This window comes from Pantoea sp. Ap-870 (assembly GCF_011752515.1).
Classification (GTDB): Bacteria; Pseudomonadota; Gammaproteobacteria; order Enterobacterales; family Enterobacteriaceae; genus Pantoea; species Pantoea dispersa.
This window is the reverse complement of sequence record NZ_VWXG01000011.1, coordinates 22,100-41,185: the sequence shown is the minus strand read 5'-3', so window position 1 is coordinate 41,185 and position 19,086 is coordinate 22,100. Positions and strand designations below refer to the sequence as shown.

Here is a 19,086-nt window from a genome sequence, read left to right as displayed (position 1 = left end):
ATTTATCCAGTCGTATTCTGTATTCTGCAACGCGTGGCCGTGCAGGCTGTGTGTCACCAGCCTGATCGCTTAGCTGATTACGCCCTCGCAGATGTCTGCCCTTGCCGCCTGGCGGCAACGCGAACGGTGCAGGATACGCATCCTACTTGCTTAAAACGGTGCTTATGGACGTTTCCGATCTGCTTAACGGCTTGAATGACAAACAGCGCGAAGCGGTCGCCGCGCCGCGCAGCAATCTGCTGGTGCTGGCCGGAGCAGGCAGCGGTAAAACCCGCGTGCTGGTGCATCGCATCGCCTGGCTGTTGTCGGTAGAGAACTGCTCGCCTTACTCAATCATGGCGGTGACCTTCACCAACAAGGCGGCAGCGGAGATGCGCCACCGTATCGACCAGCTGATCGGTACCAGCCAGGGCGGCATGTGGATTGGCACCTTCCACGGCCTGGCGCACCGTTTACTGCGCGCGCACCACCTGGATGCCGGGCTGCCGCAGGATTTCCAGATCCTCGACAGCGAAGATCAGCTGCGTCTGCTCAAGCGCCTGATCAAAGCCATGAACCTCGACGAGAAACAGTGGCCGGCGCGTCAGGGCATGTGGTACATCAACGGCAAAAAGGACGAAGGGCTGCGGCCTAAGCACATTGAAAGCTACGGCAATCCGGTGGAGCAGACGTGGCTGCGTATCTATCAGGCGTACCAGGAAGCCTGCGATCGCGCCGGGCTGGTCGACTTCGCCGAACTGCTGCTGCGGGCGCATGAGCTGTGGCTCAACAAGCCGCAGATTCTCAATCACTACCGCGAGCGCTTCAGCAATATTCTGGTGGACGAATTCCAGGACACCAACAACATTCAGTACGCGTGGATTCGCATGCTGGCTGGCGACAGCGGCCGGGTCATCATCGTTGGCGATGACGATCAGTCCATTTACGGCTGGCGCGGCGCGCAGGTGGAGAACATCCAGCGTTTCCTGCAGGATTTCCCAGGCGCGGAAACCATCCGTCTTGAGCAGAACTATCGCTCCACCAATAACATTCTGAAAGCAGCCAACGCCCTAATTGCCAATAACAATGGCCGTCTGGGGAAAGAGCTGTGGACCGACGGCAGCGACGGCGAAAAGATTTCACTGTATTGCGCGTTCAACGAGCTGGATGAAGCGCGCTTTGTCGTCAATCGCATCAAAACCTGGCATGAAAACGGCAACGCGCTGCAGGATTGCGCGATTCTCTACCGCAGCAACGCCCAGTCGCGCGTGCTGGAAGAGGCGCTGCTGCAGGGCAGCATGCCGTACCGCATTTATGGCGGCATGCGCTTCTTCGAGCGCCAGGAGATCAAAGATGCGCTGGCCTATTTGCGGCTGCTGGCCAACCGCAATGACGATGCGGCATTCGAGCGCGTGGTCAACACGCCGGTGCGCGGGGTTGGCGATCGCACGCTCGATGTGGTGCGCCAGACCGCGCGTGAGCAGCAGCTGACGTTGTGGCAGGCCACGCGCGCACTGCTGCAATCCAAAGCGCTGGCTGGCCGTGCCGCCTCGGCGCTGCAGCGCTTCTGCGAGCTGGTGGATGCGCTGGCGACGGAAACCGCTGAGCTGCCGCTGCACGTACAGACCGATCGGGTGATTAAAGACTCCGGCCTGTGGCTGATGTACGAGCAGGAAAAGGGCGAAAAAGGCCAGGCGCGTATCGAAAACTTAGAGGAATTGGTCACCGCCACGCGCCAGTTCAGCTATCAGGACGAAGACGAAGATCTGATGCCGCTGCAGGCGTTTCTGTCGCACGCGGCGCTGGAAGCCGGTGAAGGCCAGGCGGACAAGTGGCAGGATGCGGTGCAGCTGATGACGCTGCACTCGGCGAAAGGGCTGGAGTTCAGCCAGGTGTTTATCGTCGGCATGGAAGAGGGCATGTTCCCGAGCCAGATGTCGCTGGACGAAGGCGGCCGGCTGGAGGAGGAGCGTCGCCTGGCGTATGTCGGCGTGACGCGCGCGATGGAGAAGCTGACGCTCACCTACGCCGAAACCCGTCGCCTTTATGGTAAGGAAGTGTATCACCGGCCATCGCGTTTCATTGGTGAACTGCCGGAAGAGTGCGTGGAAGAGGTGCGGCTGCGCGCCAGCGTGAGCCGGCCGGTGAGTCATCAGCGCATGGGCACACCGGTGGCGAAGAGCGACAGCGGCTTCGCGCTCGGGCAGCGCGTGCGCCACGCTAAGTTCGGCGAAGGCACCATTATCAATCTGGAAGGCAGCGGCGAGCACAGCCGTCTGCAGGTGGCCTTCCAGGGCCAGGGCATCAAGTGGCTGGTGGCGGCTTACGCCCGGCTGGAAACCGTGTAGCGCGGTTGCGCTACCTTGACGACTTTTTCGTCTCAGCGTAACATGCGCGCACTATTATCATGAGAGGACAATGCCTTGGACGCGCCCAGTCGATGCTGGCTCTATACCCTGGTTAACAGGGACAATTTCTAAGGCTACCTCTTTAACGCGGGTAGCCTTAGCGGTTATCAGCGACCTCCCTTTTTGATCCCGTCGCACGAGTCAGCACTGATTTACCCTTGAAGCGAAAGTTTCCGCGTTCAGGCTTTGCCGTGCCCGTGGTGCCAGCAGCACTGCGGTTCACCGCCTTGTCCCATGTCGTCTGCAATGGGGAGTATTGCTATGCTGAGCGCATTTAAACTGGAGCGCGATCGCCTGACGCGCATCGAGCTGGAAGACAACAACGACAAACTCAACACCTCGGTGTGGGTCGATCTGATCGAGCCGGACGACAGCGAGCGTGAGCGCGTGCAGTCAGAACTGGGGCAGAGCCTGGCAACGCGTCCCGAACTGGAGGACATTGAGGCCTCGGCGCGTTTCTTCGAGGACGAAGACGGCCTGCACATCCACTCCTTTTTCTTTTTTGAAGATGCTGAAGATCACGCCGGCAACTCCACCGTGGCGTTTACCATCCGCGAAGATCGTCTGTACACGCTGCGCGAGCGTGAGCTGCCGGCGTTCCGCCTGTACCGCATGCGCGCGCGCAATCAGCAGCTGACCGACGGCAACGCCTACGAGCTGCTGCTCGATCTGTTCGAAACCAAAATCGAGCAGCTGGCGGATGAGATCGAGAACATCTATAGCGCGCTGGAAAAACTCAGCCGCGTGATCATGGAAGGGCAGCAGGGCGAAGAGTACGACGACGCGCTGTCGCGCCTGGCGGAGCTGGAAGATATCGGCTGGAAAGTGCGTCTGTGCCTGATGGATACCCAGCGTGCGCTGAACTTCCTGGTGCGTAAAGCGCGGCTGCCGGGCAATCAGCTGGAGCAGGCGCGCGAGATCCTGCGCGACATCGAATCGCTGCTGCCGCACAACGAATCGCTGTTCCAGAAGGTTAACTTCCTGATGCAGGCGGCGATGGGCTTTATTAACATCGAGCAGAACCGCATCATCAAAATCTTCTCGGTGGTGTCCGTGGTGTTCCTGCCGCCGACGCTGGTGGCCTCCAGCTACGGCATGAACTTTGAGTTTATGCCGGAGCTGAAGTGGAGCTTTGGTTATCCCGGCGCGATTGGCCTGATGATTCTCGCCGGGCTGGCGCCGTATCTCTATTTCAAACGGAAGAACTGGCTGTAAGTTTACCAGGTGCGCATTAATGCGCACCCTACGGGTTAACGCACCGATTGTGCATACATACCGTCAACTTCACGCGCGTGCGTTCTTTTCAACCTGCCAGGCCGTCGTAGGGTCGTCATTCATGACGACCGTCTCCATCGCTATCCGTGGCCTTACCCCTGACGCGCCAGCGCTAATCTGCTAACCTGTTGCCTCAATTCACTTTCTGATTTCCACCCTATGGCGCGTTTCTCTTTGCGGCAGCAGTGGGCGCTGCTGCTGACGGCTTCGCTGGTGCTGGGCTGCCTGCTGCAGCTATTGCACCTGCCGGCCGCACTGCTGCTCGGTCCGATGATTGTCGGTACCATTATGGGGCTGAGCGGCGCAACCGTGCGCATCGACAAACGGCTGTTCGTGCTGGCGCAGGCGGTGCTGGGCTGCATGATCGGCCAGAGCCTGTCGCCTGCGATCCTCTCGCCGCTGCTTGATGACTGGCCGGTGGTGCTGGCGGTGCTGCTGCTGACGCTGGCGGCCAGCGGGCTGTCCGGTTTTCTGCTGGTGCGCTTTAGCTCGCTGCCGGGACCGACCGGCGCGTGGGGATCGTCGCCGGGCGGCGCGTCCGCAATGGTGGCGATGGCGGGCGATTTCGGCGCCGACGTGCGGCTGGTGGCGTTTATGCAATATCTGCGCGTACTGTTTGTTGCTACCGCCGCGGCCGTGGTGGCCCGCATCGGCCTCGGCAGCAGCGGTGCTGCCGCCCACATTGTCTGGCTGCCGCCGCTGCACAGTGGCTTCGTGCTAACGCTGCTGGTGATGGTGGCGGGTGCGTGGCTCGGGCAGAAACTGCGTATCCCGTCCGGCGCGCTGCTGCTGCCGGCACTGATGGGTGCCACGCTGCACGGAACGGGGGTCGCGACGCTGCAGGTGCCGGAGTGGCTGCTGGCACTGGCCTATGCGCTGATCGGCTGGAGCGTTGGCCTGCGCTTTACCCGGCCGATCTTTTTGCTGGCGCTGCGCACGCTGCCGCAAATGATCGCCTCGATTATCGGCCTGATGCTGCTGTGCGGGGGGCTGGCGTGGATGCTGACGCGCGTGCTGCACGTCGATCTGATGACCGCTTATCTGGCAACCAGCCCGGGCGGGCTGGATACGGTGGCGATTATTGCTGCTGGCAGCCGGGTCGATATTGCGTTTGTCATGGCGCTGCAGACGCTGCGTCTGTTTACTATTCTGCTTACCGGCCCGGCGATGGCCCGTTTTATCTCACGCTATGCGCACGCGCGTGCGGGCTGAAAACAGCAGCGCGTCCAGAATGAAGATCGCCAGCGCCAGCCAGATGAAGCCGAAGGTCACCATTTTATCCGGCGTCAGGCTCTCACCGTAAAACAGCACCGCCAGCAGGAACATCAGCGTCGGCCCGAGGTACTGAAAGAAACCGACCGTCGACAGGCGCAGGCGCGCGCAGGCGGCGGCAAACAGCATCAGCGGAATGGTGGTAATGATGCCGGCGGCGATCAGCTTGAGGTTCAGGCTGAGCGGATTGGCGCTGAGGTGGCTGGTGGCGCTGTCAGCAAAGCCAAACAGATAGATGGCCGCCAGCGGGAACAGCCACGCGGTTTCAATCAGCATACCGCTCTGTGCATCTACCTGAATCTTCTTGCGCACCAGTCCGTACAGCGCGAAGCTCAGCGCCAGGCCGAGGCCGATGACCGGCAGCGAACCGAACTGCCACAGCTGCACCAGCACGCCGGTGGCCGCCAGCAGCACCGCCAGCCACTGCAGACGGCGGAAGCGCTCACGCAGAAATAGCATGCCAAACACCACGTTAATCAGTGGGTTGATAAAGTAGCCGAGGCTGGCCTCCAGCATATGCTGATTATTCACCGCCCAGATAAACAGCAGCCAGTTGCCGCCGATGGTCAGTGCGGTCAGCGCCAGCAGCAGCACTTTTTTCGGCTGGGCCAGCACGCTGCGCACCTGACGCCAGCTGCGGCTCAGGGTAATCAGCCCCAGCATAAACAGGGCCGACCAAATCACACGGTGGGTCATAATTTCCGTCGGTGGCACCTCTTTGACCAGCTTGAAGTAGGCCGGCGCGATGCCCCAGATAAAGTAAGCGCCCAGCGCATAAAAAATGCCCTGACGCGTTTGTTGCGTATCCATCATCTATTCCAGAAAAGCGGCGAGTGTCGCAGGCCGCGCGAAGTTAACCAATAAGATAGGTCGCAGTCGCAGTGGCGATGTAATCGCCCTGCTGATTGTGCAATTCGACGCGCGCTACCGCGACTTTATTCCCGGCGCGCAGCAGACTGCTGGTGGCGACAAAGCGCTCGCCGCGGCCCGGGCGCAGGTAGTCGACGCGCATATCAATGGTGCCCATGCGCGACAGGCGCTGACGCAGCTCCTCTTCGCTGATGCTCTGCTGGCGCGACAGCGCATGGCTGACGCACATCAGCCCGGCGGCAACATCCAGCACTGAGGCAATCACGCCACCGTGCAGAATCTGCTGCGCGGCGTTACCCACCAGCATGGTTTTATTGGCAAAGCCGAGTTCGGCGTAATCGGCTTCAAGGCGATCCAGCTCAAGGCCCAGTGCCTGATTAAACGGCATGTGATAGACAAAAATTTCGCCAATCAGCCGGCGCGCTTCCTGCTGTGTCAGCATCGGGGATGACATTTTTCCTGCCTTAAGATGTTAAAGAATTGTGTATATTATGCCGCGTTCGTGCCGCTTTCCAGTTTCAGAAATCCGCGCTAATCAACCACCGGGTTTGCGTGTAGAATGGCGTGCTTTTTGAACCGTCGCCCGACGATAACTTTTGCAGCGCTCTGGAGAATTCTATGCGTAAGCAGTACGCCTTGCTGGCCGCGGCATTTATGGTTCCTGCGCTGGCGCAGGCCGATGAAGCCACCGTGAAAGAGGTTCATGACGCACCAGCGGTGAAGGGCAGTATTATCGCTAACCTGCTGGAAAAACACGATAACCCATTCGTGCTTTATCCCTATGAAAATAACTATCTGCTTTACACCTACACCAGCGACATGAATAAAGAGGCGATTTCCTCTTACAACTGGGCAGACAAAGCGAAAAAGGATGAAGTAAAATTCCAGCTCAGCCTGGCGTTTCCGCTGTGGCGCGGCATTTTGGGTGACAACTCGGTGCTGGCCGCGTCGTATACTCAGCGCTCCTGGTGGCAGTTGTCGAACCGGGGGGCTTCATCACCGTTTCGTGAAACCAACTATGAGCCGCAGATTTTTCTCGGCTGGGCTACCGACTATTCGCTGGGCGGCTGGACATTACGCGACGTCGAGCTGGGTCTGAATCATCAGTCAAACGGCCGCAGCGATCCCACGTCACGCAGCTGGAACCGCGCTTACGCCCGTCTGATGGCGGAGAACGGCAACTTCCTGGCGGAAATCAAACCCTGGTATCGTCTGCCGGAAAGTGCCAGCAACGACGATAACCCGGACATCACCAAGTACATGGGCTACTACCGCGCGAAGCTGGGCTATATGCTCGGCGACAGCATTTTCAGCGCGGAAGGCAACTACAACTGGAATAGCGGCTACGGCGGTGCAACCTTCGCGTGGAGCTATCCGATTTCTGAACACGTGCGCTTTTACACGCAGCTGTTCAGCGGTTATGGTGAATCCCTTATTGACTATAACCATCGCCAGACGCGTCTTGGCGTCGGCGTAACGCTTAACGATCTGTTCTAACCAGTCAAAACAGGATTACCGTGGCAACATCGGCAGTGCTTAATCAGGAAATGCTGGCGCAGCAGGTATTACAGGATACCTTCGGCTATCAGCAGTTCCGTCCGGGTCAGCAAACCATCATCGAAACCGCGCTGTCAGGGCGCGACTGCCTGGTGGTGATGCCGACCGGCGGCGGCAAATCGCTGTGCTATCAAATCCCGGCGCTGGTGCGCGAAGGGTTGACGCTGGTGGTTTCGCCGCTGATTTCACTGATGAAAGATCAGGTTGATCAGCTGCTGGCGAACGGCGTGGCGGCGGCGTGCCTTAACTCGACGCAGACGCGTGAGCAGCAGCAGCAGGTGTTTGCGGACTGCCGCAGCGGCAAACTGCGGCTGCTGTACATCGCGCCGGAACGTCTGATGATGGATAACTTCCTCGACACCCTGCAGCACTGGAATCCGGTGATGCTGGCCGTCGATGAAGCGCACTGTATTTCGCAGTGGGGCCACGATTTCCGTCCGGAATATGGCGCGCTCGGTCAGCTGCGCCAGCGTATTCCGCAGCTGCCGGTGATGGCGCTGACCGCCACCGCCGATGAAGCCACGCGTAACGACATCGTGCATCTGCTGCAGATGCACGATCCGCTGATTCAGATCAGCAGTTTTGACCGTCCCAACATTCGCTACACGCTGGTGGAGAAGTTTAAGCCTACCGAGCAGCTGCTGCGCTACGTGCAGGATCAGCGCGGCAAAAGCGGCATCATCTACTGTAACAGCCGCGCCAAAGTGGAAGACACTGCTGCGCGTCTGCAGAGTCGCGGCATCAGCGTTGGCGCTTATCATGCCGGCATCGACAGCGAGCAGCGCGCACGCGTGCAGGAAGCGTTTCAGCGTGACGATTTGCAAATCGTGGTCGCGACCGTGGCGTTTGGCATGGGCATCAACAAGCCCAACGTGCGTTTTGTGGTGCACTTCGACATTCCGCGCAATATCGAATCCTACTATCAGGAGACCGGCCGCGCCGGGCGTGATGGCCTGCCGGCGGAAGCGATGATGCTGTACGACCCGGCCGACATGGCATGGCTGCGTAAGTGTCTGGAAGAGAAAGCGCCCGGGCCGCTGCAGGATATTGAACGCCACAAACTCAACGCCATGGGCGCGTTTGCCGAGGCGCAAACCTGCCGTCGTCTGGTCTTGCTTAACTACTTTGGTGAAGGTCGCCAGCAGCCGTGCGGCAACTGCGATATCTGCCTCGATCCGCCGCGTCGCTATGACGGCCTGGTCGAAGCGCAAAAAGCGCTGTCGGGCATTTATCGTACCGGGCAGCGTTTTGGGATGAGCTATATTGTTGAAGTTTTGCGCGGCTCAACCAACCAGCGCATCCGCGATAACGGCCACGACAAACTGCCGGTGTACGGCCTCGGGCGCGAGCAGAGTCAGGAGCACTGGGTCAGCGTGCTGCGCCAGCTAATCCATCTGGGCATGGTGACGCAAAACATCGCCATGCACTCGGCGCTGCAGCTCACCGAGGCCGCGCGCCCGGTGCTGCGTGCTGAAGTGCCGCTGATGCTGGCGGTACCGCGCACCGTGACGGTGAAAAGCCGCAGCAGCGCGCCAAAAGTCTACGGCGGCAATTACGATCGCAAGCTGTTCGCCAAGCTGCGTAAGCTGCGTAAAGCCATCGCCGACGAAGAGAATATTCCGCCTTACGTGGTGTTTAACGACGCCACGCTGATTGAAATGGCAGAACAAATGCCGGTCAGCGCTTCAGAGATGCTGAGCGTGAACGGGGTCGGTCATCGCAAACTGGAGCGCTTCGGTAAGCCGTTCCTGCTGATGATCAAAGAACATCTTGATGAAGAATAAGGGAAATAAACCATGCTGATGTTATTTGCCACCGTCGCGCTGGTGCATCTGGTTGCGCTGATGAGTCCGGGACCGGACTTCTTTTTTGTCTCACAGACCGCCGCCAGCCGCTCGCGCAAAGAAGCGATGATGGGCGTGCTCGGCATTACGCTGGGGATTGTGATTTGGGCCGGTGTCGCGCTGATGGGCCTGCATCTGATTCTGGAGAAAATGGCGTGGCTGCATGAAATCATCATGGTCGGTGGCGGGCTGTATCTGCTGTGGATGGGCTGGCAGCTGCTGCGCTCAGCGCGTCAGCGTCACAAGCAACCTCATACGGAAGCGCCGGTGGTTGAGCTGCCAAAGCGTGGCATGAGCTTCCTCAAAGGGTTTCTCACCAACCTGTCTAACCCGAAAGCCATCATCTACTTCGGCAGTGTGTTTTCACTGTTCGTGGGTAACGATGTGGGCGCGATTGAGCGCTGGGGCCTGTTCCTGCTGATCGTCGGTGAAACCTTTGCCTGGTTTACCCTGGTGGCGGCGATTTTTGCCCTGCCGTGGATGCGCGATAAGTATCAGCGGATGGCGAAGTGGGTGGACGGTATGGCGGGCGTGCTGTTTGCCGGGTTTGGTATTCACCTCATCATCTCCCGATAAGATCCCGAACCGTAGCGGCGCAATTTTTTGCGCGTTTCAACTGGGCGCGATAAAGCGTGCCGCTACGATCAATGCCAATCGTTACGCCATTTTACGTGCGCTGGCCAGCAGTGCGCCGACCGCCATAAACAAGCCACCAAACACCCGGTTCAGCAGCTTCATCTGCTTCGGACCTTTGATCCAGCCAGCAATGCGCGTCGCCAGCGTGGCGTAACCAATCATCACAATGATGTCGACCACGATGGTGGTCACGCCGAGCACCAGATACTGCATCAGCTGCGGCTGGTGCGGCACGATAAACTGCGGAAACAGCGCGGCGAGAAACACAATGCTCTTCGGATTGGTGAGATTCACCAGCAGCGCGCGCTGAAACAGACGACGACGCGGCATCGCTTTGGCCACCGCATTGAGATCGATTCCGCCCGCTGAACGCCACTGCTGAATGCCAAGCCACACCAGATAGGCCGCGCCCGCCCATTTCAGTACCTCAAACGCCAGCACCGACTGCGAAAACAGCGCGCCCAGACCGGCGCCCACCAGCACAATATGCACGGCAAGACCCAGCTGTAATCCGGTAATTGAGGCTGCCGCACCGCGATAGCCGTGGCTGATGCCGGTGCTCATGGTGTTGATCGCGCCGGAACCGGGCGAGAGGCTGAGGATGGTCGTGGTTAACAGGTAGGTTAACCACCATTCAATGGTCATGGGTGACATTCCCTGAAGAGAGTGAAGTGTGACACAATACGCCAGAAAATCGCGCTGCGCTATTAAGTGCAGAGCCGCGTTTGACGTTTTTTCAGGGGGACGGATGCAGCAGCATAAACAGAGTTGGCTCGGACGTGAGCACGCTTTTTCAGCCTTTGCTACCGGTCCGCTGCTCGACTTCTGGCGTCAGCGTGAAGAGTGTGAATTCAGCGGCGTGGGCAATCTGACCATTCGCTATGTGCGCTTCACCTCACCGCAACACCGGCGTGTCATCCTGATTGTGCCCGGACGCATTGAAAGCTACATCAAATACCCCGAGCTGGCCTATGACCTGTTCCACTGCGGCTACGATGTGGTGATTATCGACCATCGCGGTCAGGGGCGTTCAGACCGGCTGCTGGCCGATTCGCATCGCGGTCACGTGGTGGAGTTCAGCGATTATGTCGACGATCTGGAAACGCTGTATCTGAAAGAGATGGTCAGCCATCACTATCAGCAGCGCTACGTGCTGGCGCACTCGATGGGCGGCGCAATTGTGGCGCTGTTTCTGGCGCGTCAGCCGCAGGCCTTCCACGCGGCGGTGTTTTGTGCGCCGATGTTTGGTATCGTGCTGCCGCTGCCGCCGTTTCTGGCGCACCGTATTCTCGACTGGGCGGAAAAGCTGCCCGCGCTGCGCGACGGCTACGCGCTGGGCACCGGACGCTGGCGCGCCAGCCCGTTTGGCATTAACCGGCTGACGCACAGTCGCGAACGTTATCGTCGCAATCTGCGTTTTTATGCCGACGATCCGGCGATTCGCGTCGGCGGCCCCACCTATCACTGGGTGCGGGAAGGGATTCAGGCCGGACGCCATATCCTTAATCAGGTGGCGCAGATTACGACACCGATTCTGCTGCTGCAGGCCAGTGAAGACGACGTGGTGGATAACCGCGCGCAGGATCTGTTCTGTGAAGCCATGGCGGCAGCGGGACATGCGGTGGAAGGCTCCACGCCTTACATCATTCAGGGCGCGCGTCACGAGATCCTGTTTGAAACAGACGCCATGCGCGCCGAAGCGCTCAATGCGGTGGTCGACTTTTATCAGCGCCACCGTGACTAATGTATTCTTAGACATCAATACCAGAGGCCTACATGTACCACATCGTTGCATCCGACCTGGATGGCACGCTGCTTTCTCCGCAACATCGTCTGACGCCGTTCGCCCGCACCACGCTGCAGGAACTGGTGGCGCGCGATGTGCATTTTATTTTTGCCACCGGACGCCACTACATCGACGTCGGTCAGATGCGCGATAAGCTCGGCATTCCGGCGTATATGATCACCTCAAACGGCGCGCGCGTGCACAACGCCGACGGCGAGCTGGTGTTCAGCCACAATCTGGACAGCGATATCGCCAGCGAACTGTATGGCCTGAAATATCACGATGAGAAAATCCTGACGCACGTTTACCGCGACGATGAGTGGCATATCAGCCGCCATAATCCGCAGGAAGCGGAGTTTTTCCAGGAGTCGGTGTTTACCTATCAGGTGTATCAGCCGGGCATGCTGGCGACCGACGGCATCAGCAAAGTGTTCTTCACCTGCGACGATCCGGAGCATCTGGTTCCGCTGGAACAGGCGATTGAAGCGCGCTGGGGTGACCGGGTTAACGTCAGTTTCTCGCTGCCCACCTGTCTGGAAGTAATGGCTGGCGGCGTCTCGAAAGGGCACGCGCTGGAAGCCGTGGCGAAACAGCTTGGCTATTCGCTGAAAGAGTGCATCGCGTTTGGCGACGGCATGAATGATGTCGAGATGCTGAGTATGGCGGGCAAAGGCTGCATCATGCGTAACGCCCATCAGCGCCTGAAAGATACCCTGCCGACGCTGGAAGTGATTGGCAGCAACGCCGACGACGCGGTGCCGCAGACGCTGCGTAAGTTGTTCCTGGCCTGAATAAAACGGGCCGGTATGCACCGGCCCGCTCAGATTACGCCTGCTGCTGCTTGTGGCGATGCTCGCTGACCATGGTCAGCAGCAGTAACACCACCGCCAGCACCGATCCGACAATCATCACTAAGAAACCGCCGTCCCAGCCGAAGAAATCCACGGTGTAACCGACAATCGCACTGGCTGCCACCGATCCGCCGAGATAGCCGAACAGACCGGTAAAGCCTGCCGCAGTGCCGGCCGCTTTTTTCGGTGCCAGCTCCAGCGCGTGCAGACCAATCAGCATCACCGGACCGTAGATCAGGAAGCCAATGACGATCATGCAGATCATATCTATGCCCGGATTGCCCGGCGGGTTCAGCCAGTAAATGATGGTGGCGATGGTCACCAGCGTCATGAAAAACACCCCGGTGGCGCCGCGATTGCCGCGGAATACCTTGTCCGACATCCAGCCGCACAGCAGCGTGCCCGGAATCCCGGCGTATTCGTACAGGAAATAGGCCCACGAGGATTTATCCAGCGTGAAGTGCTTCACCTCTTTCAGATAGGTTGGTGACCAGTCGAGGATGCCGTAGCGCAGCAGATAAACGAACACGTTGGCCAGCGCGATGTACCACAGCAGCTTATTCGGCAGCACGTACTGCATGAAAATCTGCTTCGCCGTCAGCTCCTGTTCGTGGTTCTCGCTGTAATCCGGCGGATAGTCATTCTTCCATGCCTCAATCGGTGGCAGCCCGCACGACTGCGGCGTATCGCGCATCAGCGCAAAAGCGATGATGGCGACGAGGATGGCACCAAACGCCGGCATATAGAGCGCGGCTTTCCAGTCGTTAAACCACGCCATGCCGAGCAGGAACAGCAGCGGAGGAATGCCGCCACCCACGTTGTGCGCGCAGTTCCATACCGACACAATGCCGCCGCGCTCTTTCTGCGACCACCAGTGCACCATGGTGCGTCCGCACGGTGGCCAGCCCATGCCCTGGAACCAGCCACACAGAAACAGCAGCACGAACATCACCATGATGCTTGAGGTTGCCCACGGCACGAAGCCCATCACCAGCATCACGGCGGCGGCGAGAATCAGGCCGGCGGGCAAAAATACCCGCGGGTTGGAGCGATCCGAGACCGATCCCATGATGAATTTGGAAAAACCGTAGGCGATGGAGATGCCGGAGAGGGCAAAGCCAAGGTCGCCGCGGGAAAAGCCCTGTTCGACCAGGTAAGGCATCGCCAGCGCAAAGTTTTTGCGCACCAGATAATAGGCGGCGTAGCCAAAGAAAATGCCGAAGAAGATCTGCCAGCGCAGACGACGATAGAGCGGATCGACGCGATCGTCCGCCACCTGGGGCTGGTGTGGTGCAGGTTTAAAAATACTCAACATCAGAATGGCCCTCCAAGGGCGCAATATAGTTATCGATTCCCAGCAGGTTGGGGCAAAAAAAGTACGACAGCGAACAGAAAGCAACCTTTCCATTTCGCGCACAGAATAGTGATGGTTACGCGCAGTTACTGTGACGTGTGACACATATGTTACAGTTTTATGACAATAAAGAGCGATATAAACCAGTAAATGTTGGATTTCGCGCATTTCTGTCAGAGAAAACGGCGCGCTGCCTCATAAAAATCGCCGCCCGTCGGTCAACCCGCCATGCGGACGCGTGCCTGCTGACCGGGCAGGGAAGATGCGATCGTGTTTAATTTCATCACATGTCAACCAGATTATCCCGCCAGCGCGCTGTAGTTTGTTTACACTAGCGCCAGTGTTGAACTTTAGGATGCATAACCGTGCTGTTGCTGATCGTTACCACCATTCTGTGGGCTTTTTCTTTTAGTTTAATCGGGGAGTATCTGGCGGGGCAGGTGGATACCTGGTTCTCGGTGCTGATGCGTTTAGGCCTGGCGGCGCTGGTCTTTCTGCCGTTTCTGCGCTGGCGCGGTTACCGCGCCTCAACGTTGCTGCTCTATATGCTGGTGGGCATGCTGCAATTAGGCATCATGTATCTGATCAGCTTTGAGGCTTATCTCTATCTCAGCGTGCCGGAATTCCTGCTGTTTACGGTGATGACGCCGCTGTATGTCACGCTGATTTATGACCTGCTCAGCAAGCGCCCGCTGCGCATTGGCTATGCCTTTAGCGCCCTGCTGGCGGTGCTCGGTGCGGCCATTATCCGCTACGACAAAGTCAGCGATGATTTCTGGTTCGGACTGCTGCTGGTGCAGGCGGCTAACATCTGCTTTGCGATTGGCATGGTGGGCTATAAGCGCCTGCAGGAAGTCCGTCCAATGCCGCAGCACACCGCGTTCTCGTGGTTCTATCTTGGCGCGGTGCTGATCGCGGTAATCGCCTGGTGCATCTGGGGCAATCCGCACAAGCTGCCGACCACCACGCTGCAGTGGGGCGTGCTGGTGTGGCTGGGCGTGGCCGCATCCGGACTGGGTTACTTCATGTGGAACTACGGCGCGACCCAGGTCGATGCCGGGACGCTGGGCATTATGAACAACATGCACGTGCCGGCAGGATTACTGGTGAACCTGGCGATCTGGCAGGAGAAACCGCACTGGCCGAGCTTTATCGCCGGGGCGATAGTGATTTTTGCGTCCCTGTACGTGCATAAACGCTGGGTACTGGGACACACGGCCAAAAGCGGCAGTTCAGGCGCTTAGCTTTTTTTCGCGGGTGTCGATGGCCGCTGAATCAGCGTTAAGCCTTTCAGGAAGTTACGCAGAATCTGGTCACCGCACTCGCGATAATTTTTATGATCCGGATTACGGAAAATCGCGCCGATCTCGGCCTGTGACACCTTGAAGTTAGCCTTCAATAAAATATCCGGGATATCGGTGGTTTTCAGCGCGAAGGCGATGCGTAACTTTTTGAGAAAGATATTATTGTTCATGCGGCGCTCAATCGACGGGGCCGGCGCGTCTTCGCTTTTGCCGCGACGGTAGAAAATCAGACCGTTGAGGAAGTAACCCATCAGCACATCCGGCAGTTTACGAAACGCTTCATCGTCATCTTTCTTCAGCCACGCCTGCACATCTTCACGCGGTACTTCACTGCCCGCCAGCGCAAAAATCTCCACCACTTTGCTGTCGCTCAAATCCAGCATATAGCGCACGCTGCGCAGCACATCGTTATTGGTCATGGTGAAACTCTCCGGTAGCGGTTAAGGCGGCGCATTATAGAGCAGGCAGGGCGGGGATAACAGCACGGGCGACATTGGCCGCCCGCGGCATCAGGACGAGACCGGCTGCAGGGAGCCGGGGCGCGAGGCATCGCGCACGTAAGGCAGGTGCTCGCAGGCGTGCTGACGGGCAAAGCGCACAAAGGCCTCCAGCACCGGCTGCCGCTGCTCGCCATCGCGCATCGCCGCGTATAAACGGCTCCACAATCCGTCGCCCAGCGTGCGTGTCACCACCAGCCCCTGGTGCTCAAAGCTCTCTACCACCCAGTGCGGCAGCGCGGCAATGCCCATGCCGGCCGACACCATCTGGATCAGCAGCAGCGTATTATCCACGCTCTTCAGCGCCGGGCTGACGCCGGCTGGCTGTAAGAAGTTACGCCACACGTCCAGCCGCTGACGCTGTACCGGATAGATCATCAGCACCTCATCGGCCAAATCTTCCGGCGTGATGTGGGCCAGCTGCGCCAGACGGTGATCCGGCGCCAGCACCAGCCGCACCTCAAAATCAAACATCGGCGCATAGAACAAACCGCTGCGCGGCAGAATATCGGACGTCAGCACCACGTCCAGTTCGCCCTGCTGCAGCGCCGGCTGCGGATCAAAGGTCACGCCGGATTTGAAGTCCATCACTACCTGCGGCCAGCTCTGACGGAAATTGTTCAGGGCCGGCGTCAGCCACTGGATGCAGCTGTGGCATTCGATAGCGATGCGCAACGTGGTCTGATGCGGCTCATGACAGGCCTGCAGCGCCTGCTGGATCTGCGGCAGAATCTGCTCCGCCAGCTGTAACAGAATCTCTCCCTGCGGCGTAAAACGGAGCGGCTGGCTCTTACGCACGAACAGCCGGAAGCCCAGCCGCTGTTCCAGGTCGCTGAACTGGTGAGACAACGCCGATTGCGTCTGATGAAGCTGGGCGGCGGCGGCAGCCAGCGAGCCGGTGTGCCGTAACGCCTGCAGCGTCCGCAGGTGTTTGAGTTCGATCATGAGAGTCCTTCACATCGAGATTGAACAAATTGCGCTTGAGACACATACAGTACCCGCAGATTATAGCGGTGTAAACATCTGGACGGCTAAACATCTCAGTCAGACGCGACGGCCACTTTACCTTTGTCCAGCTAACACGCTCAGCGCACGGCAGGATTGCCCGCTGGATGAACGTAAATCGGTTGCTGCGACTGTCGCACAGCGAATAACTTCTGGAGAATCTCACATGACCATTCTGAACCATACTCTCGGTTTCCCTCGCGTCGGACTGCGCCGCGAACTGAAAAAAGCGCAGGAAAGCTACTGGGCCGGGAACAGCTCACAGGACGAACTGCTGGCGGTGGGGCGTGAGCTGCGCGCCCGTCACTGGCAGCAGCAGAAAGACGCCGGTGTCGATCTGCTGCCGGTCGGCGATTTTGCCTGGTACGATCACGTGCTGACCACCAGCCTGCTGCTCGGTAACGTACCGTCACGGCACCAGAATAAAGATGGCTCGATTGACCTCGACACCCTGTTCCGTATCGGCCGCGGTCGTGCGCCCAGCGGCGAGCCCGCGGCGGCGGCGGAGATGACCAAATGGTTTAACACCAACTATCACTACATCGTGCCGGAATTTACCCAGGGTCAGCAGTTCCGTCTCAGCTGGACGCAGCTGCTGGACGAGGTGGATGAAGCGCTGGCGCTCGTCCATACCATCAAACCGGTGCTGCTGGGGCCGGTGACGTATTTGTGGCTGGGAAAGGTGAAAGGTGACGCCTTTGACCGCCTGTCGCTGCTGCAGGCCATTCTGCCGGTGTACCGTCAGGTGCTGGCAGAACTGCGTCAGCGCGGCATCGAATGGGTGCAGATTGATGAGCCGGCGCTGGCGCTGGAACTGCCGCAGGCGTGGCGCGAGGCGTTTAAACCGGCGTACGACGCGCTACAGGGCGAAGTGAAACTGCTGCTGACCACCTACTTTGACAGCATTGGTCAGAATCTTGATGTCATCAAAACGCTGCCGGTGCAGGGCCTGCACGTGGACCTGGTGCACGGCAAAGACGACCTCGAGCAACTCAACCAGCAGATCCCGGCGGACTGGCTGCTGTCGCTGGGGGTGATCAATGGCCGTAACGTCTGGCGCGCCGATCTCACCCGCTGGTTTGAGCGCCTGCAGCCGCTGATCGGCCAGCGTCAGCAGCTGTGGATTGGATCTTCCTGTTCACTACTGCACAGCCCCATTGACCTGAGCGTCGAAACCCGTCTCGACGACGAGGTAAAAAGCTGGTTCGCCTTTGCGTTACAGAAGTGTACGGAGCTGTCGCTGCTGAGTCAGGCGCTGAACCAGCACGATGCCGCTGCGCTGCACGCCTGGAGCGCGCCGATTCGTGCCCGGGCAAACTCTGCTCGCGTGCATAACCCCGCCGTGGCGCAGCGTCTGGCGCAAATCCAGGCCAGAGACACTGAGCGCAACAGCAGCTACACCGTGCGTGCTCAGGCGCAGCGTCAGCGCTTTAACCTGCCGGCGTGGCCTACCACCACCATCGGTTCTTTCCCGCAGACGACCGAGATCCGCGGCCTGCGCCTTGACTTCAAAAAAGGCAACATTGACGGCGGCCACTACCGCACCGGTATCGCGGAACACATCCGGCAGGCGATTGCGGAGCAGGAACGTCTGGGGCTCGACGTGCTGGTGCATGGCGAAGCCGAGCGTAACGACATGGTGGAGTACTTCGGCGAAAACCTCGACGGCTTTGTTTTCACGCAGAACGGCTGGGTACAGAGCTACGGCTCGCGCTGTGTTAAGCCGCCGGTGATCATCGGGGACGTCAGCCGCCCGCAGCCGATCACCGTCGAGTGGGCAAAGTATGCGCAGTCGCTGACCGACAAACCGGTGAAGGGCATGCTGACCGGACCGGTCACCATCCTGTGCTGGTCGTTCCCGCGGGAAGACGTGACGCGCGAAACCATCGCAAAACAGATTGCGCTGGCGCTGCGCGACGAAGTGCAGGACCTGGAAAAAGCCGGTATCGGCATCATTCAGATTGACGAACCGGCGCTGCGTGAAGGCTTGCCGCTGCATCAGTCTGACTGGGCAGCCTACCTGCGCTGGGCGGTGGACGCGTTCCGCCTCAACGCTGCGGTGGCGCAGGACGAGACGCAGATTCACACCCACATGTGTTATTGCGAGTTCAACGACATCATGGATTCGATCGCCGCGCTGGACGCCGACGTGATCACTATCGAAACCTCACGTTCTGATATGGATCTGCTGGATGCGTTTAAAGCGTTCGAATATCCCAATGAAATCGGGCCGGGCGTGTATGACATCCACTCACCCAACGTACCGAGCGTGGAGTGGATGGAAGATCTGCTGCGCAAAGCGGCGCAGAGTATTCCGCAGCAGCGCCTGTGGGTGAATCCGGACTGCGGCCTGAAAACGCGCGGCTGGAGTGAAACGCGTCAGGCGCTGGCCAACATGGTGAAAGCGGCGCAGAAGCTGCGCGCCGAAACCGTTTGATGGCAGGATAA

16 protein-coding genes are annotated in these 19,086 nt (G+C 59.1%); 10 read left to right on the top strand and 6 right to left on the bottom strand.

What is annotated here, in order from left to right; genetic code table 11:
- Positions 1-164 precede the first annotated feature (164 nt).
- The 3 genes from uvrD to F3J41_RS20980 all read left to right on the top strand — a co-directional run bounded on the left by uvrD (position 165) and on the right by F3J41_RS20980 (position 4,874).
- Positions 165-2,327, top strand: a complete 2,163-nt coding sequence (uvrD, locus tag F3J41_RS20990) for a DNA helicase II (protein ID WP_021506969.1) — start codon at positions 165-167, stop codon at positions 2,325-2,327.
- A 321-nt stretch (positions 2,328-2,648) separates the two neighbouring features.
- The gene (gene corA, locus F3J41_RS20985) at positions 2,649-3,602 is read left to right on the top strand and encodes a magnesium/cobalt transporter CorA (RefSeq protein ID WP_010617090.1); all 954 of its coding nucleotides are present in this window, start codon (positions 2,649-2,651) and stop codon (positions 3,600-3,602) included.
- A 219-nt stretch (positions 3,603-3,821) separates the two neighbouring features.
- A complete protein-coding gene (locus F3J41_RS20980) occupies positions 3,822-4,874 on the top strand; it encodes an AbrB family transcriptional regulator (RefSeq protein ID WP_058775517.1) in 1,053 nt (350 codons plus the stop codon).
- Here F3J41_RS20980 and rarD read toward each other — a convergent pair.
- Entirely contained in the window at positions 4,845-5,744 is a 900-nt protein-coding gene (rarD, locus tag F3J41_RS20975; RefSeq protein WP_021506967.1) for an EamA family transporter RarD, read from the bottom strand. The genes F3J41_RS20980 and rarD overlap by 30 nt on opposite strands.
- 43 nt (positions 5,745-5,787) lie before the next feature.
- Positions 5,788-6,258, bottom strand: coding sequence for a thioesterase family protein (locus F3J41_RS20970; RefSeq protein WP_166712319.1), 471 nt, complete (start codon positions 6,256-6,258; stop codon positions 5,788-5,790).
- A gap of 164 nt (positions 6,259-6,422) precedes the next feature.
- On the opposite strand from F3J41_RS20970, the gene pldA reads away from it, so the two are divergent.
- The 3 genes from pldA to rhtC are packed head-to-tail and all read left to right on the top strand — an operon-like array spanning position 6,423 to position 9,781.
- Positions 6,423-7,301 carry a phospholipase A gene (gene pldA / locus F3J41_RS20965; protein WP_166712317.1) on the top strand — a complete coding sequence of 293 codons (879 nt, stop codon included), beginning with the start codon at positions 6,423-6,425 and terminating at the stop codon, positions 7,299-7,301.
- A 20-nt stretch (positions 7,302-7,321) separates the two neighbouring features.
- Positions 7,322-9,145 carry an ATP-dependent DNA helicase RecQ gene (gene recQ / locus F3J41_RS20960; RefSeq protein ID WP_058758115.1) on the top strand — a complete coding sequence of 608 codons (1,824 nt, stop codon included), beginning with the start codon at positions 7,322-7,324 and terminating at the stop codon, positions 9,143-9,145.
- Between the two features lie 12 nt (positions 9,146-9,157).
- Positions 9,158-9,781, top strand: coding sequence for a threonine export protein RhtC (gene rhtC / locus F3J41_RS20955; RefSeq protein ID WP_021506963.1), 624 nt, complete (start codon positions 9,158-9,160; stop codon positions 9,779-9,781).
- Positions 9,782-9,862: 81 nt separating this feature from the next.
- Here the strand turns inward: rhtC and rhtB are convergent, their stop codons facing one another.
- Positions 9,863-10,486: a homoserine/homoserine lactone efflux protein gene (gene rhtB / locus F3J41_RS20950; RefSeq protein WP_021506962.1), complete on the bottom strand. Its 624-nt coding sequence runs from the start codon at positions 10,484-10,486 to the stop codon at positions 9,863-9,865.
- A gap of 103 nt (positions 10,487-10,589) precedes the next feature.
- Here rhtB and pldB point away from each other — a divergent pair, with 103 nt between their 5' ends.
- On the top strand, positions 10,590-11,585 hold the full coding sequence (gene pldB / locus F3J41_RS20945) for a lysophospholipase L2 (protein WP_166712315.1): 996 nt from the start codon (positions 10,590-10,592) through the stop codon (positions 11,583-11,585).
- 32 nt (positions 11,586-11,617) lie between these two features.
- Positions 11,618-12,418 carry a sugar/pyridoxal phosphate phosphatase YigL gene (gene yigL, locus F3J41_RS20940; protein WP_058758117.1) on the top strand — a complete coding sequence of 267 codons (801 nt, stop codon included), beginning with the start codon at positions 11,618-11,620 and terminating at the stop codon, positions 12,416-12,418.
- Between the two features lie 34 nt (positions 12,419-12,452).
- Here yigL and glpT read toward each other — a convergent pair whose 3' ends face one another.
- Positions 12,453-13,793: a glycerol-3-phosphate transporter gene (gene glpT / locus F3J41_RS20935; RefSeq protein ID WP_021506959.1), complete on the bottom strand. Its 1,341-nt coding sequence runs from the start codon at positions 13,791-13,793 to the stop codon at positions 12,453-12,455.
- A 404-nt stretch (positions 13,794-14,197) separates the two neighbouring features.
- Between glpT and F3J41_RS20930 the strand changes: the two genes are divergently transcribed.
- Positions 14,198-15,076 carry a carboxylate/amino acid/amine transporter gene (locus F3J41_RS20930; protein WP_088516577.1) on the top strand — a complete coding sequence of 293 codons (879 nt, stop codon included), beginning with the start codon at positions 14,198-14,200 and terminating at the stop codon, positions 15,074-15,076.
- Here the strand turns inward: F3J41_RS20930 and F3J41_RS20925 are convergent.
- Entirely contained in the window at positions 15,073-15,555 is a 483-nt protein-coding gene (locus F3J41_RS20925) for a DUF1456 family protein (RefSeq protein WP_058775519.1), read from the bottom strand. The two genes, F3J41_RS20930 and F3J41_RS20925, sit on opposite strands and share 4 nt — an antisense overlap.
- A 90-nt stretch (positions 15,556-15,645) precedes the next feature.
- Positions 15,646-16,578, bottom strand: coding sequence for an HTH-type transcriptional regulator MetR (metR, locus tag F3J41_RS20920; RefSeq protein WP_021506955.1), 933 nt, complete (start codon positions 16,576-16,578; stop codon positions 15,646-15,648).
- A gap of 226 nt (positions 16,579-16,804) precedes the next feature.
- Between metR and metE the strand changes: the two genes are divergently transcribed.
- Positions 16,805-19,075, top strand: a complete 2,271-nt coding sequence (gene metE, locus F3J41_RS20915) for a 5-methyltetrahydropteroyltriglutamate--homocysteine S-methyltransferase (RefSeq protein WP_166712313.1) — start codon at positions 16,805-16,807, stop codon at positions 19,073-19,075.
- The last annotated feature ends 11 nt before the right edge of the window (positions 19,076-19,086 follow it).

Excerpts from the sequence above, each read along its gene's own strand:
- rhtB (WP_021506962.1), bottom strand. The coding sequence starts at position 10,486 with ATGACCATTGAATGGTGGTTAACCTACCTGTTAACCACGACCATCCTC.
- yigL (WP_058758117.1), top strand. The coding sequence starts at position 11,618 with ATGTACCACATCGTTGCATCCGACCTGGATGGCACGCTGCTTTCTCCG.
- F3J41_RS20980 (WP_058775517.1), top strand. The coding sequence starts at position 3,822 with ATGGCGCGTTTCTCTTTGCGGCAGCAGTGGGCGCTGCTGCTGACGGCT.
- rarD (WP_021506967.1), bottom strand. The coding sequence starts at position 5,744 with ATGGATACGCAACAAACGCGTCAGGGCATTTTTTATGCGCTGGGCGCT.
- glpT (WP_021506959.1), bottom strand. The coding sequence starts at position 13,793 with ATGTTGAGTATTTTTAAACCTGCACCACACCAGCCCCAGGTGGCGGAC.
- F3J41_RS20925 (WP_058775519.1), bottom strand. The coding sequence starts at position 15,555 with ATGACCAATAACGATGTGCTGCGCAGCGTGCGCTATATGCTGGATTTG.
- F3J41_RS20970 (WP_166712319.1), bottom strand. The coding sequence starts at position 6,258 with ATGTCATCCCCGATGCTGACACAGCAGGAAGCGCGCCGGCTGATTGGC.
- uvrD (WP_021506969.1), top strand. The coding sequence starts at position 165 with ATGGACGTTTCCGATCTGCTTAACGGCTTGAATGACAAACAGCGCGAA.
- metR (WP_021506955.1), bottom strand. The coding sequence starts at position 16,578 with ATGATCGAACTCAAACACCTGCGGACGCTGCAGGCGTTACGGCACACC.
- pldA (WP_166712317.1), top strand. The coding sequence starts at position 6,423 with ATGCGTAAGCAGTACGCCTTGCTGGCCGCGGCATTTATGGTTCCTGCG.
- corA (WP_010617090.1), top strand. The coding sequence starts at position 2,649 with ATGCTGAGCGCATTTAAACTGGAGCGCGATCGCCTGACGCGCATCGAG.
- pldB (WP_166712315.1), top strand. The coding sequence starts at position 10,590 with ATGCAGCAGCATAAACAGAGTTGGCTCGGACGTGAGCACGCTTTTTCA.
- rhtC (WP_021506963.1), top strand. The coding sequence starts at position 9,158 with ATGCTGATGTTATTTGCCACCGTCGCGCTGGTGCATCTGGTTGCGCTG.
- metE (WP_166712313.1), top strand. The coding sequence starts at position 16,805 with ATGACCATTCTGAACCATACTCTCGGTTTCCCTCGCGTCGGACTGCGC.